The sequence below is a fragment of the Solilutibacter tolerans genome (assembly GCF_900155935.1).
GTDB lineage: Bacteria > Pseudomonadota > Gammaproteobacteria > Xanthomonadales > Xanthomonadaceae > Solilutibacter > Solilutibacter tolerans.
The window spans coordinates 200,257-214,865 of sequence record NZ_FTLW01000003.1 but is presented as its reverse complement, the minus strand read 5'-3'; the positions used below and the strand labels follow the sequence as shown (position 1 = coordinate 214,865).

The following is a 14,609-nucleotide window of genomic DNA, read 5'->3' as shown; positions in this document are numbered from 1 at the left end:
GCCGTGGTCATGCCTCGCTGCGCGGTGGTGCTATGCACCTACAACGGTGAACGCTTCTTGCCGGCACAACTGGAGAGCCTGCGCGTGCAGACGCAGCAGCCCGCCACGTACGTGTTATCGGACGATGCGTCTTCCGACAACACATGGGCATTGCTCGAGGCTTTCGCTGCCGACCGTTCAAGCGCGGGTTGCGAGGTGATCCTGCACCGTAACGAGACCAATATCGGTTACGTCCGCCATTTTGAGCAGGCCTTGCAGCGTAGTGATGCTGAATTGCTTTTCCTTTGCGACCAGGATGATGTCTGGCATCCGCGCAAGATCGAGCGCATGGCCTCGGTATTTGCCCCGCGGCCAGCATTGCAGGTCTTGCATGGGGATGCGCGATTGGTGGATGGCGAAGGCCAGCCATCAGGCCGCCGATTGTTTGAAGTGTTGGAAGTCTCCGCCAGTGAAATGGAGGCGATGCATTCAGGTCGCGCCTTCGATGTCTTGCTGCGCCGGAACATCGTCACAGGTGCAGCCATGGCGATGCGGCGAAGCCTGCTTTCCTCGGCATTGCCGGTGGGCGATGGCTGGGCGCATGACGAATGGTTTGCCATCCTCGGTGCGATGCAGGGAGAGGTCGATACGCTGGATGAAGTGGTCATCGACTATCGCCAGCATTGCAACAATCAGATAGGTGTGCAGGAAAAGTTGGGTCTGCAGCAATGGGGTCTGGGGAGGGGGCGTATCGAATTCATGCGTCGAGGTGAGACGCGTTGGTTGACTATGGAGAGGCATGTCGCAGGTACGCCTTCATGCGGGCGGCATCTCCGAGATGTTCAAGAACGTCTCCGCCACGCTCAGGCCCGTGCAAAGGTTTCGGTAGCATCATCTTCGCGCTTACGACAGGCATGGAGTGAATGGCGAAGTGGTCGTTATGGCCGTTTCGGTAGCGGTCTGCGCTCTGCCTTGGCAGATGTGTTGGGGATTGATTGATGCAGCGCCAACCTCAACTTACGGACTCACGTACCCACGCCGTCATCGTCACCTACAAGCCTGACCTGGCTGCGCTTGAAGCCCAGCTGGCGCGCTTGCGACCTCAAGTGTCTGCTATCGCCATCATAGACAACGCTTCAGAGGAAACGGCGCGGATCGCCTTACGAGATTTGGCGAAGCGATTCGATGCGATGTTGCTTGAAAACGAGAACAACCTCGGTATAGCGACAGCGCTGAATCAAGGCATCGCTTGTGCGCGCGAGAAGGGCGCGAGCCATGTGCTCCTCATGGACCAGGACAGCTTGCCTGCCAATGACATGGTCGAGATGCTGCATGCCGCCTTGGCGCGACTTTCCATGCACGAGAAAGTGGCTGCGGTAGGCCCGGTGGCTGAAGACCTGCGCGATGGTGTGCTCGCGCCATTCGTGCGGGTTGGGTTCCCGCTCAACCGCAAGATTGCGGTGGCGCGGGGTGAAACAGTGCGCTGCGATTTTCTGATCACCTCGGGCTCGCTAGTTCCGATGGCGGTGATCGATAGCGTGGGCGGGATGGATGAAGGGCTGTTCATCGACAACGTCGATCTGGAATGGTCGTTCCGTTCCGCTCGTGCGGGACACGCGTTGTATGGGATAGGCGATGCACGCATGGGGCATCGCATCGGTGATGGCGTTCGCCGGTTGCCGCTCGGTGCCAGCTTCGTTCATTCGCCGGTGCGGCTGTATTACATGATGCGGAACCGGATATTGCTTTACCGCCGCATCGCCACGCCATGGCTGTGGATCGCGCAGGATATTCCGCGCGCCCTGTTGAAGCTGCTGCGGTTCTCGCTGCTGGTCCGGCCGCGGAGGGCCAACGCGCTTGCGATGTTGGCCGGCGTGAAAGACGGCCTGCTTGGCCGAACCGGGGCAAAATCGGACAACGCAGGCTGAACTTTCGCCCTACGGGCGTTGATTGCATCTGGGCTAGACTGCCGTCTTTCCATTTATCGCGCCCAGGCGCCTCAGCTCCCTGCATGGCCAAATACGATTACGACGATCCCGACTTCGACGACGAAGGCGACCATCAGACGGTCGGATCGGGTTGGGGTCGGCGACTCTTGGTGGCCTTTCTGGCCTTGGTCGGTATCGGGCTGGGTTTCCTCATCCCGTACACGCTCTATCTCAATCACCAAGTCAGCCAACGCTTTGGCGAGTTGAAGTGGCAACTGCCGACCCGTGTTTATGCACGGCCATTGCAGTTGGAACCCGGCATCGCGCTGGATGCGAATACGTTGAAGACGGAGTTGGATGCTGCCGCTTATCGGGATGACGGTGCAGGCAGCAAGCCTGGCAGCTATGCGCGCAACGGCAATACCTTCACGATTTCGAGCCGGGGATATTTCGATGTCGAAGGGCGCATCGCGCCGCAGCGCATCCAGGTCACAATGAGTGGCGGTCGGGTGGCCTCTGTCCGCCAGGCCGACCGCAAGTCGAACCTGCGCGCTGCGCGCCTTGACCCCGCACGCATCGCCACCTTGTACGGGCAGAAGCAGGAGGAGCGCCGCCTGGTCAGCCTAAATGAGGTGCCCGAGGCCCTCGTCACGGGCCTGCAGGCGGTGGAAGACCGCGATTTCGCCCGCCACCACGGCATCGATATCTCGGGCATGACGCGCGGCATCTGGGTCAGCCTGCGCTCGCGTGGCAAGAGTCTGCAGGGTGGCAGCACGTTGACCCAGCAGCTGGCACGCAGCGGTCTGCTTGGCATTGGCAGCGAGGTGACGTTCTCGCGCAAGTTCAAGGAAATCCTCTACGCACTGATCCTGGAGGCGCGTTACGACAAGCGCACCATCCTTGAAACCTATTTCAATCAGGTCTACTGGGGACAGCGCGGATCGCAGGCTATCCACGGCGTGGCCGCCGCATCCGAGTTCTGGTTCGACCGTAACCTTGACCAGCTCAATACCGAACAGATCGCGTTGCTGATCGCACTGGTCAACGGGCCTTCCTGGTACGACGCGCGTCGTAATCCCGCGCGCGCCACTGAGCGGCGCAATTTCGTCTTGGGCGAGATGCTGGAAACGGGCGTCATCGACCAGAAAGAGCACGATCGCGCGGTCAAAGCGCCGCTGGGCGTGAGCAAGGAGCCGGGCGGTGCCGCGCCGAATCGCTTCCCCGCCTATGTCGACCTGGTGCGTCGCCAGCTGGTGCGCGATTACCCGGCCGACTCGCTGCAGGGGGCCGGATTGTCGGTGATGACGGCGATGTCGCCGGCAGCGCAGGGGTATGCCGAGGGCGCGGTGACGCGGACGCTGAAATCGCTTGGCCCGCGCAAGAACGCACCGCTCGAGGCGGGCTTGGTGATGACCGATGTGCACACGGGGCAAGTCGTGGCCGCGGTGGGTAGCCGAGACTTCTCCAACCCGGGCTTCAATCGCGCCGTCGAAGCGCAGCGGCCGGTGGGTTCGATCATCAAACCGTTCGTCTATCTGCTCGCGCTCGCACAGCCAGGCAAATGGTCGCTGGCCAGTTATGTTGATGATTCACCGCTGACCATTCGTCAAGGCGATGGCCAGCGCTGGTCGCCGAAGAATTCCGATGGGCGTAGCCACGGCACGGTCCGATTGATCGATGCGCTCGCGCAGTCGTACAACCTGGCCACCGTGCGTCTAGGCATGGATGTCGGTCCGGAACGCGTCGCGCAATTGACACGTACATTGGCAGGCATCGAACCCCAGACCAATCCGTCGCTGCTGCTTGGTTCGACCGACCAGAGCCCTTATGCGATGGCACAGCTGTATCAATTTCTGGCTTCGGGGGGCGAAGTGCAGCCCTTGCATGCCGTGCGTGGTGTGCTTGATCCGAACGGGCGCGCTCTCAATCGTTATGACAAAGCGCCAGCGCCGGCGCAAAAGGGCGATGCGATCGCTGCGCGCCTGGTCACCATCGCCTTGCAACAGGCAGTGTCGTCGGGCACGGGTCGTCAGCTGGTGTCCGACGGCTTGGGTCGACTCAAGGCGGCAGGCAAGACCGGCACGTCCAATGACAGCCGCGATAGCTGGTTTGCCGGCTGGACGGGCGATCACCTGGCCGTGGTCTGGGTTGGCAACGACCAGAACAAGCCCACAGGTTTGTATGGTGCAACAGGTGCGATGCGCGTGTGGTCGGGGATTTTCTCCCGCCTGCCCAGCAAGCCGCTGGAAGTCGGCGACGATGGCATCGATTGGCAGTGGGTTGCAGGCAGTCATGCCACGGATGCCAGCTGCCCGGGTGTGCGTCGCTTCGCCTTCGTGCAGGGTTATGCGCCGTCGTACGAGCAATGCGTGATCGCCCCGCCGCCGGTACCGGTCGACGAATACGGCAATCCGATCGAGCCGATCGAGTCAGGACAGCCAGAGTCCGGAAGCGGCTTCTGGCGCGACCTGTTTGGCATGGGTGGCCGGCGTGCGCCGCAAGACCCGGCCACTACACCGCCACCTGCGCAGCAGCAGCCACCGGCCCAGCCGCCGCCTTCACGATGAGGAAGGTGGCGATGGCGAAGGATCGCTTGCGCCAATGAGTACGCTGGTGGACTGCAGCATCGAGGTGCTTGGCGACACGGGTGCCCTGGCCGATGCGATACCCGGTTTCGTCCCGCGCGAGGCGCAGCAACGCTTGTCTGCATCGATTGCCGAGGCCATCGTCGGCACCGGCACCTTGCTGGCCGAGGCTGGCACCGGCACTGGCAAGACCTATGCCTATCTGGTGCCGGCGCTCCTGTCCGGCCGTAAGACCATCATCAGCACCGGCACCCGCGCGCTGCAGGACCAGCTCTATCACCGCGACTTGCCGCGAGTGCGTGATGCCCTCGGCATCGGCCACAAATCGGCTTTGCTCAAAGGGCGGGCGAACTATCTGTGCCGCTATAGAACGGAGCAGGCTAAGGGCGAGCCCAAATTCGCCAACAAGGAGCAAGCCGGTCATTTCCAGCGCATCGTCGCTTGGAGCGGGCGCACGCGCTTTGGCGATCTGGCCGAGCTTGAGGACATGCCGGAGGATTCACCGGTCTATCCCTTGGTGACATCGACCAACGAGAATTGCCTCGGCAACGAGTGCCCATTCTGGGGCGAGTGTTTCGTCGTGCAGGCGCGCCAGCGTGCGCAGGCAGCCGACGTGGTGGTGGTCAATCATCACCTGCTATTGGCCGATTTGGCGCTGAAACAGGAAGGCTTCGGGGAAATTTTGCCGGGCGCGCAGACTTTCGTGGTCGACGAGGCGCATCAGTTGCCGGAGCTGGCCGCGCAATTTTTCGGCGAAGGCCTCGGTGCCCGCTTGTTGGTGGAGCTGGCGCGCGATGTGTTGGGCGAATGCCGCGAGACATCGGGGGCGCTCGCTGCGCTGCAGGCACCTGCGCAACAGCTGGAGCACGTGACGCGTTACTTGCGTGCGGCCATGGACAGTTTGCCGATTCGTGGTACGCGTCATCGCGCTTTGAGTGAGCCGGCGGTCGAGAGCGCGTTTGAATCCTTGAGCGATGCCTTGCGTAATTTGATCGAAGCGATCAGCCCATGGCGCGAAACGGGCCCTGGCCTGGATGCCACCCATGCGCGCGCTGTCGAAGCGGAGGCGCGGCTGTCGCGCTGGCGCGAGGCCTGGAACCGCGACGAGGATGAAATCGAAGAGCCTCTTAACGAGCGCAGCCCTGACCCAGGCAGTGACAACATCTATTGGTACGAGCTGACGCCGCGAGGCTTTCGTCTGCAGCGCACGCCGCTGGATGTGTCCGGGCCGCTGCGTCGACATCGTGAGCAATCGCGTGCGGCGTGGATATTCACCTCGGCAACGCTCGCGGTCGGTGGCGAATTCACCCATCTATCGAAACGTCTTGGCTTGTGGGAGCCTCAAACGCAACTCGAACCCGGCCCATTCGATTGGCCACGAAAAGCCTTGCTCTACATGCCGAAGATGATGCCGGAGCCTTCTGCGTTTGGCTTCACCGAAGCGGTGCTGGATGCGGTGATTCCGGTGCTGCATGCATCGCAAGGCCGCGCGTTCCTGCTGTTTGCATCGCATCGTGCGCTGCGCGAGGCTGCGCGCCTGCTGCGAGAGCGTAGCGACATCCCATGGCCGCTGTTTGTGCAGGGCGAGGCGCCGCGCGGCCAATTGTTGCAACAGTTCCGCGACTCCGGTCATGGCGTGCTGCTCGGCACGGCGAGTTTCCGCGAAGGGGTCGATGTCGCGGGCGATGCGCTGTCGGTCGTCGTCATCGACAAACTGCCGTTTGCCGCGCCGGACGACCCGGTGTTTGAGGCACGGCTGGACGCGGTGCGTCGCAGTGGCGGCAACCCTTTCCGCGACGAGCAGCTGCCGCAGGCGGTGATCGCGCTCAAGCAAGGTGCCGGTCGTCTGATCCGCACCATCAATGATCGTGGCGTACTGGTGCTGTGCGATTCGCGCCTTACCAGCAAAAGTTATGGCCGCATCTTCCTGAATTCCTTGCCGCCGATGCCACGCACGCGGGAAATCGGCGATGTCGAAGCGTTCTTTGCATCGCGAACGGGCGACGTCGAGGCTGACGCCGTCAAGGCGACCGGCTAGGCTTTACCCATGAACCTGATCGCGCTCGAGACCTCCACCGAAGCTTGCAGTGTCGCCATCCTGCACGGCGATCTATTGATCGAGCGCTTCGAAGTCGCGCCGCGCCGCCATGCCGAGCTCGCCTTGCCGTGGGCCGAGGCCTTGCTCGGCGAAGCCGGCCTGTCGCGCAAAGCGCTGCAATTGGTCGCGGTCGGCCGTGGCCCGGGTGCGTTCACCGGGGTGCGGCTGGGCGTGTCGCTGGCGCAGGGCATGGCCTTGGCACTGGATATTCCTGCCATCGCCATTTCAACGCTGGCGGCTTTGGCCATGCGTGCGCGCGCCGATGAGGGTGAACGCGTGCTTGCGGCAATCGATGCGCGCATGGGCGAGGTCTACTGGGCCACGTTCGAGATTCGCAATGGCCTGCCGCAGTTGGTGGGCGAAGAGCATGTCGGGCCACCGGAATCGGTGAAAATTGCCGGCGATGGTTGGCGCGGCGTGGGCACCGGTTTTGCTGCGCAAGACAGTGCGCTGGTCCAGCGGCTGTCCACGCAATTGACCGAGGTGGATGCCGACGCCTTGCCGCACGCCGCCGATATCGCGGCGCTTGCGGTTGCTGCCCATGCACGGGGTGAAGCGGTCGCGCCCGAGCGGCTGGAGCCAGCCTACCTGCGCAATCAGGTTGCGCTGACCCTGGTCGAACAACAAGCCCTGCGGGACAGCCGCCGATGAAGATACGGCAGTGGCTGGCCTGCGCGGCATTGGCATGGACCAACGTCAGTTTTGCGGCCAATCCCGACAAAAGCGAAGCCACCCTATGGCAGGGCGAGCTGGGCACACAACGCATCGTGGTCGAGCGATCCTTAAGCTTTTCAGGCAAGTCGGATTGCGGCGGCCGTTATTTCTACGAGCGCTATCGGCTGGATATCGGGCTCGATGGTGAGTCGGCCCCGGACGGTGGCTGTCTGCTGGAAGAGATGCCCGCCGGCTGGGGGCGTGATCAAGGCAAGCCGCAGTGGCGGATGCGTGCGCCCGTCGGCGATAGCTGGCAAGGGGAGTGGGTGGGCGTGAATGGGCTCAAGCTGTCCATCCGGCTCAACAAGGTCCATGCCTTGCCCGATGCCCGCGAACCGTCGCTAAGTGCTTTGCGCAGCGACTTTGACCGCTATGCTTATCTGCGCCTGTCCACCCTGAAATTGCAGGCCGGCAAGCGTGAAACCGTGAATGGTTATGAGCTGCGATGGCTGCGCCAGCCTGACAGCGATATCGGGTTGTTCGAAGTCGCTTCTGGTTATTCGCCGACGGCACAGCGCGCCATCAATCGCACTTTGCATTACCGGCTATGGCAATGGGTCGAAGACCTTTACCAGTGTCGTTCCGGCGGCGCTAGACCGGGGGATGCCGGCTTCGACTTGGCCGAGGCCACGCTTCGCCATATCGATTCGCGAGTGATCAGCGCCAGTCTCGATACGTCTTATTACTGTGGCGGTGCGCATCCGGACTTTGGCGACGCACCGCTAAATATCGATGCACGCAATGGGCGCGAACTACGGCTCGAAGACGTGCTTTGGGTGGGCAAGGGTGAGCCGGTGCATCGCGGCGAAAGCCCGGACCCTTTTGATGATGCGTGGATGGACTACCGAAGCAAAATCTTCGCACCCTGGCTGACGAGCCAATTCATGCGACTGTATCCCGGGGAGATGGCGCCGGGCGGCACATCGGACGACAACGAGTGTGACTACCGCGATCCCGAAGTCTGGAATTTCTCCAGTTGGTACGTGTTGCCGACGGGCATCCACTTTGCCGCCTATTTCCCTCGGGTCATGCGCGTTTGCGACGACCCAGAGTGGGCTGTGTTGCCTTGGGACGTGGTCAATGCGCATCCAGGTGCGGTCCGTCTGCACTGACTTCTGGCACACGCAGGCTGCCTATCGTAGCGGGAAGCTGGGCATCACCGCATGGAGCCATCGCCATGGATCACAACGATTCGACATCCACCTCTCGTCTGCAGGGCTGGCAAGGTGAAACGCTGAGGATCGCCTTTGCCTTGATGCTGCTGATGGGCTTTCGCTCTGCCTTCGCCAACCACTACGCCGTGCCCACTGGTTCCATGCAGCCCACCCTGATGCCGGGGGATCGTGTGTTGGTGGACATGCGCGCCTATGGCTTGCGATTGCCGTTCACCCATGCGCGTTTGTTGGGCGATGGCGAGCCGGTGCGTGGGGAAGTCGCCGTCTTCGAATCGCCGGAAAGCGGTGAGCGTCTGATCAAGCGCGTCGTGGCCGTGGGCGGTGATCAAGTCGAGGTGCGCGAGGGTCGACTGCGCATCAACGGGCAGGACATGGCATCGGCAGAGGGCAGCGACACCGAACAGCTGGGAAGCCGCATCTACGCACTCGATCTCACCCGCGGTGGCGGTCCGGATGCCGCTGGCCACGTGCCGGAAGGGCAAGTCCTGGTGATGGGCGATGCGCGCGGCGCGAGCCACGACGGCCGGATGTTCGGCTTGCTGCCGGCGGATACGTTTTATGCTCGTGCCGTCGCCGTCTATTGGCGCCGTGGTGAGGGTCCGGTGTGGCGCCGCTTGTAAGGCGCGTCATTCGTCGTCGAAGGTGCCGCTGGGCTTGAAATTCCAGGTTCGCACCACGTTCAGTACATCGATCTCATCTGCTGTCTTGGGCAGCGGGGGGTAAGGCTGGGCCAATTTGGCGATGCGCATCGCGGCCTGATCCAGGATAGGTTTGCCGCTGGACACCAGGACGCGCGCGGACTCCACGCTGCCATTGCGGCGAATCCCGATGCTCATCACTACCTGGCCGGAGAGGCCGCGCTGGCGGGCGGCCTCGGGGTAGTTGAGGTTGCCGATACGTTCGGCGCGGTCCACCCAGCGGCGCAGGTAATCGGCGTAGGCGTATTCCTGTGTGCTGGCGGAGACGAATTTGCGCTTCGGGCGCTTGGCGTAGCGCTGTGAGTTGAGGTGGACCTCGGCGGCCAGCCGTGCCATCTCGATGTCGTGGGCGATTTTCTGCGGCCCGGGCGGGAGCGGTTCGGCTTCCGTCTGCGGCCGATCCTGCGGCGTCGGTACGGCTTGGTCGGCTTGGCGGGTGGTGACCACGCGTGCCTCGGGCGCTGGGGCGGCCTGCGGGCTCTGCGCGCGCAGTGGCTGCGGGGCGATGCCGGCCTCGGGCAGGGGCAGTGGGCCGCTGACGGATTCGGTCGGGCGGGAGGACTTGTCGTGCTCGCCGCCGCCTTCGTTGCTGGCCTGGGCGAGGAATTCGGCTTGTTTAGGCGTCAGCGGGGTGCGTGTGCCGGACAGGATCACGTCCAGCATCGGGGTGATCGGGGCGGCCTGCTCGACCGCGAAGCCGATCCCGAGGATGACCACGGCATGCAAGGCTGCGGACAGTGCCATTGTCGCGCCGAGGCGGTCGCCATCGCGCAGGCGCGTCGGAGCCGGCAGGGGTGGGAGCGCGGTGCTGCTCATGCGTCCTTGGCTTGTGCGTTTCCTGTGTGGATCCGCGATTCGATGGCATCAAACAGCAGGCCGGCGATGTTGAGGCCGAATTGCTTGTCCAGCTCGCGCGTGCCGGTGGGGCTGGTCACGTTGAGCTCGGTCATCCAGTCGCCAATGATGTCGAGGCCTACGAACAACATGCCGCGGCGTTTCATCTCGGGGCCGACCTGCGCGGCGATCCAGCGGTCGCGATCAGACAGCGGCTGGCCTTCGCCGCGACCGCCAGCGGCCAGGTTGCCGCGGAACTCGTCACCCTGCGGAATGCGGGCCAGGGCGTAGTCGACCGGCACACCATCGACCAGCAAGACACGCTTGTCGCCGGCCTTGATCTCGGGCAGGTAGCGCTGCGCCATCGCCAGGTGCTTGCCGCCTTCGGTCAGGGTTTCCAGGATGACGTTGACGTTCGGCTCCCCGGCGGCGACCCGGAAGATCGAGCGCCCGCCCATCCCGTCCAATGGTTTGAGCACGGCTTGCCCGTGTTCAGTGACGAAGGCCTTGAGGGCCTTGGCATCTCGACTGACCAAGGTCGGCGGGCAGCATTCAGGAAACTCGAGCGCGGCCAGTTTCTCGTTGAAATCGCGCAAGCCACGGGGGTCATTGACGATCAAAGCGCCTTGGCGGCGGGCGAAATCCAGTAGCTGGGTGTCGTGCAGGTAGTTGGCATCGACGGGGGGGTCGGTGCGCATCAGGACGGCCTGCCCGGGGCCTAGCGGCAATTCGCTGAAGTCGCCCAAGCTGAACCAGTCGCTTGTGTTGTCGCGTACTTGCAGCGGCGCCGACATCGCAAAAGCCTGGCCATCACGCAGATAAAGCCCGCCGGGGCGCACGTAATGCAGTCGATGGCCACGTCGCTGGCCTTCCAGCAGCATCGCGAAAGAAGTGTCCTTGGCAGTCTTGATCCCGCTGATGGGATCCATGACCACCACGATGTCGAGCTGCATGGGTCGGCCTGCTGGTGAAAATCTGTTGTTCGCGATGTTATCAGTGCACTTGTACCCCGATACCGTTCAGCTGCGGAATCAGATGCAACGCACAGAAGTGCGGGCACGAGATCACATCTGCTTGACATGCCCGGCAGGGAATGAAAGATTCCTAGGTTCGGGGCCGCGCGTGCGCGGTAAAAACAGGGGTTTGTTGGATGCAAGAAGGAAACACCGCCGGCCTTGAGGGACTCAAGGTGATGGTGATCGATGACTCCAAGACGATCCGTCGCACGGCTGAGACCTTGCTCAAGCGCGAGGGCTGCGAAGTCGTGACGGCGAATGATGGATTCGAGGCGCTGGCCAAGATCGCGGACCAGCATCCGAACATCATCTTCGTCGACATCATGATGCCGCGCCTGGATGGCTACCAGACGTGCGCGCTCATCAAAAACAACCAAGTATTCAAGACCACGCCGGTCATCATGCTCTCGTCCAAGGACGGGCTATTCGACAAGGCGCGGGGCCGCATTGTCGGCTCCGAGCAGTACCTCACCAAGCCGTTTACACGCGAGGAACTGCTGGACGCGATCCGCACTTACGTCACCGCCTGATCAGGGGAGAAGGGCATGGCACACATATTGTTGATCGAGGATTCGCCGACGGAAGCGGCTGTCCTCACGCAATTGCTGGAAAAGAATGGCCACGAGGTCACGGCCTCGGTCAGCGCCGAAGACGGCATCGACGTTTGCAAGCGCGAACGTCCGGACCTGGTCCTGATGGACGTGGTACTGCCGGGCATGAACGGCTTCCAGGCGACCCGCGCGATCACACGCGACGAAGCCACCAAGCACATCCCGGTATTGATCGTGAGCACCAAGGGCATGGACACCGACAAGGCCTGGGGCATGCGTCAAGGCGCGCGTGACTATGTGGTCAAGCCACCGCAAGAGGCTGACCTCATCGCCCGCATCAATGCGGCATTGGGAGCCTGACGATGGCTTCCGGTCGCACCGCCCTCGCACTGCTGCACGATTACGAGCAGCGCAGCCTTGCGCACGTGCCGGGCAGTCCGTTGCAGGCGGGTGGTCGCGAAGGCTGGCGTGGGCTGGCCTATCGCATCGGCCAGAACGACCTGGTGTCGTCCTTCGATGAGGTCGTCGAAATCCTCGGCGTGCCCGGCCTGACCCCGATCCCGGGCGCGCAGCCGTGGCTGCTTGGGCTTGCCAACATCCGCGGCAATCTTTTGCCGGTCGCCGACCTCAAGCTGTTCCTTGAAGGCAAGCGCAGCGTGCCGCAGGAGCGCCAACGCATGTTGGTGATGCGGCAGCAGGGTGGTGATGTCGCCATCCTGATCGACGAGCTCTACGGGCAGCGCAGCTTCGATGATGATGCGCGCGCCGAGGTCGAGGCGAGTGGTCGATACGCCCACTTCATCGACCGTGCCTACGCCCTGGAAGACCGGGTGTGGTCGGTCTTTAGCCTTGAGCGCCTGTCCCGTACCCCCGAATTTCGTAACGTGGCCACGTAAGCGGCCATTCAACCCATCGTCGGCGTGAAAGCGCCGGTACTGCTGAAAACCTGAGGTTCTAGCAATGAGCACTGTCAACAATTCGGTCGTCGGCAAGGCCCGCGAAGCCGGCACCAATTTCTGGTTGACCCTTCTGGCGATTGCCATCCTGGTGTTCGCCGCCAATACCGCCTTGTCGGTGTGGCGAGCCACGCGCCTGGGTAGTGCCAGTACGGCCGTCGCGGACCTGCAGGTGTTGTCGCAGCAGTTGGCCAGCCAGGCGCAGGCAGCCACCGGTGGCGATCTGGATGCCTTCAAGTCGTTCAAGGCCACCAAGGAACAGATCGACAAGAACATCGCGCTGGTGGATGACGACTACGGCAGCGACATCTCGGTGGCCGCGCCGATTCGCACTATCAAAGCGACGTGGACGCCGCTGTCTCAGAACGCTCAGCAGATCATCGGCAGCGAAGCCGCGGTATCGGGCTTGGGTGGCAACGCCAACCGTTTCACCGCAGCGGTGCCGGCCCTGCAGGCCAATCTCGATGAAATGGTGCGTGCGATGTCGACGGCCGGTGCGCCGTCGACCCAGCAATACATCGCCATGCGCGAATCGATCCTTGCCGCGCAAATGGCACGCCGCATCGCGGAAATGCAGGCAGGCGGAGCCACCGCGCCGCTCGCAGGCCAGGGTCTGCGTCAGGACGCCACGGTGTTCGAGCAGGTCTTGAAGGACCTTCGTGAGGGCGGCACCAACGCTCAGCGCGTGACCAACGGTGCCGCGATCGCCTCGCTGAACAAGTCGAGCGAGATCTGGACCGGTATGAAGAAGGATCTGGACGCGATCCTCGGCGGTTCGCAGAATCTGTTCCAGGCGCAGGCGGCATCCAGCAAGATCATCGCTAGTTCGGACAAGCTGCTGGACGATTCGAAGACTCTGTTCAGCGCGTTCACCTCGGCCGGTTCGCTGAAAGACACCAGCCTGATCGGCAACATCTGGGTGTCGATCATCTCGGGTCTGGTGGCGCTGGCCGCCATCGCCGGCTTGTTGTGGAGCTTGTACCGCGCGCAGGCCAATCGTCGTAACTCGGTCGAAGAGCTCAACAATCGAAACCAGGAGGCGATCATGCGCTTGCTGGACGAAATGGGTTCGCTCGCAGAAGGTGACTTGACCGTGAAGGCGACGGTGACCGAGGACATGACCGGCGCCATCGCGGACTCGATCAACTTCGCCATCGAACAGCTGCGTAGCCTGGTGGGTACGATCAACGAGACCTCGGTGCAAGTCTCGTCCTCGGCGCAGGAAACACAGGCGACTGCGATGCACCTGGCGGAAGCCGCAGAGCACCAGGCGACGGAAATTGGCTCGGCCACCAACCGCATCAATGACATCGCAGGCTCTATCCGTCACGTGTCGCGCAACTCCGCGAAGTCGGCGGAAGTGGCGCAGCGCTCGGTGGAAATCGCCACCAGCGGTGCGGACGTGGTGCGCCAGACGATCCGCGGCATGGACAACATCCGCGACCAGATCCAGGAAACCTCGAAGCGAATCAAGCGCCTGGGTGAATCCTCGCAAGAGATCGGCGCGATCGTGGAACTGATTAACGACATCTCGGAACAGACGAACATCCTGGCCTTGAACGCCTCGATTCAGGCGGCATCGGCCGGTGAGGCGGGCCGCGGCTTCGCGGTGGTGGCCGACGAAGTGCAGCGACTCGCAGAACGCGCATCGAATGCAACCAAACGAATCGAAGGCCTGGTGTCGACGATTCAGTCCGATACCAACGAAGCGGTCAGTTCGATGGAAGAGACGACCACCGAAGTGGTGCAGGGTGCGCGCCTCGCCGAGGACGCCGGTACGGCGCTGGGTGAGATTGAACGCGTGTCGAACGACCTCGCCGAGTTGATTCACAACATCTCGAAATCGGCCGAGCAGCAATCCGAAGCCGCATCCGACATCTCCGAGACGATGACGACGATCCAGTCGATCACCTCGCAGACTTCGCAAGGCGCCAGCCAGACTGCCAGCTCCATTGGCAACTTGGCCCAATTGGCGACCAACCTGCGTCGTTCCGTGGCCGACTTCAAGTTGCCGGCCTGAGCCGATAGGACCGCGACCGAGATGACTGTCGTCAGTTCCAACCTGTTCGAGAGGC

The 14,609-nt window shown here is 62.8% G+C and carries 13 protein-coding genes; 11 read left to right on the top strand and 2 right to left on the bottom strand.

Translation table 11 applies throughout. From position 1 onward, the window contains the following. The first annotated feature begins 9 nt into the window (after positions 1 to 9). The 7 genes from BW989_RS07270 to lepB all read left to right on the top strand — a co-directional run bounded on the left by BW989_RS07270 (position 10) and on the right by lepB (position 9,099). Positions 10 to 978, top strand: a complete 969-nt coding sequence (locus BW989_RS07270; RefSeq protein ID WP_076587249.1) for a glycosyltransferase family 2 protein — start codon at positions 10 to 12, stop codon at positions 976 to 978. Then, positions 978 to 1,907: a glycosyltransferase family 2 protein gene (locus BW989_RS07265; protein ID WP_076586870.1), complete on the top strand. Its 930-nt coding sequence runs from the start codon at positions 978 to 980 to the stop codon at positions 1,905 to 1,907. The genes BW989_RS07270 and BW989_RS07265 overlap by 1 nt, the downstream gene beginning before the upstream one ends. 83 nt (positions 1,908 to 1,990) lie before the next feature. After that, entirely contained in the window at positions 1,991 to 4,474 is a 2,484-nt protein-coding gene (mrcB, locus tag BW989_RS07260; RefSeq protein WP_076586868.1) for a penicillin-binding protein 1B, read from the top strand. A 34-nt stretch (positions 4,475 to 4,508) separates the two neighbouring features. Continuing rightward, positions 4,509 to 6,530 (top strand): DNA repair helicase YoaA, encoded by a 2,022-nt coding sequence (gene yoaA, locus BW989_RS07255; protein ID WP_076587247.1) that lies wholly within the window; start codon positions 4,509 to 4,511, stop codon positions 6,528 to 6,530. A 9-nt stretch (positions 6,531 to 6,539) separates the two neighbouring features. Continuing rightward, positions 6,540 to 7,241: a tRNA (adenosine(37)-N6)-threonylcarbamoyltransferase complex dimerization subunit type 1 TsaB gene (gene tsaB / locus BW989_RS07250; RefSeq protein ID WP_076586866.1), complete on the top strand. Its 702-nt coding sequence runs from the start codon at positions 6,540 to 6,542 to the stop codon at positions 7,239 to 7,241. Then, entirely contained in the window at positions 7,238 to 8,416 is a 1,179-nt protein-coding gene (locus tag BW989_RS07245; RefSeq protein ID WP_076586865.1) for a hypothetical protein, read from the top strand. The genes tsaB and BW989_RS07245 overlap by 4 nt, the downstream gene beginning before the upstream one ends. A gap of 65 nt (positions 8,417 to 8,481) precedes the next feature. Further along, positions 8,482 to 9,099: a signal peptidase I gene (gene lepB, locus BW989_RS07240; protein WP_076586863.1), complete on the top strand. Its 618-nt coding sequence runs from the start codon at positions 8,482 to 8,484 to the stop codon at positions 9,097 to 9,099. 6 nt (positions 9,100 to 9,105) lie between these two features. Here lepB and BW989_RS07235 read toward each other — a convergent pair whose 3' ends face one another. Next, positions 9,106 to 9,993, bottom strand: a complete 888-nt coding sequence (locus BW989_RS07235; RefSeq protein WP_076586861.1) for an energy transducer TonB — start codon at positions 9,991 to 9,993, stop codon at positions 9,106 to 9,108. After that, a complete protein-coding gene (gene gshB, locus BW989_RS07230) occupies positions 9,990 to 10,964 on the bottom strand; it encodes a glutathione synthase (RefSeq protein WP_076586859.1) in 975 nt (324 codons plus the stop codon). The genes BW989_RS07235 and gshB overlap by 4 nt, the downstream gene beginning before the upstream one ends. Positions 10,965 to 11,161: 197 nt before the next feature. Here gshB and pilG point away from each other — a divergent pair, with 197 nt between their 5' ends. The 4 genes from pilG (at position 11,162) to BW989_RS07210 (ending at position 14,554) form a co-directional block, all read left to right on the top strand. After that, on the top strand, positions 11,162 to 11,557 hold the full coding sequence (gene pilG / locus BW989_RS07225) for a twitching motility response regulator PilG (RefSeq protein ID WP_076586857.1): 396 nt from the start codon (positions 11,162 to 11,164) through the stop codon (positions 11,555 to 11,557). Between the two features lie 15 nt (positions 11,558 to 11,572). Further along, a complete protein-coding gene (locus BW989_RS07220; protein WP_076586855.1) occupies positions 11,573 to 11,938 on the top strand; it encodes a response regulator in 366 nt (121 codons plus the stop codon). Positions 11,939 to 11,940: 2 nt separating this feature from the next. After that, entirely contained in the window at positions 11,941 to 12,474 is a 534-nt protein-coding gene (locus tag BW989_RS07215) for a chemotaxis protein CheW (protein ID WP_076586853.1), read from the top strand. A 64-nt stretch (positions 12,475 to 12,538) separates the two neighbouring features. Continuing rightward, entirely contained in the window at positions 12,539 to 14,554 is a 2,016-nt protein-coding gene (locus BW989_RS07210; protein ID WP_076586850.1) for a methyl-accepting chemotaxis protein, read from the top strand. Positions 14,555 to 14,609 lie beyond the last annotated feature (55 nt).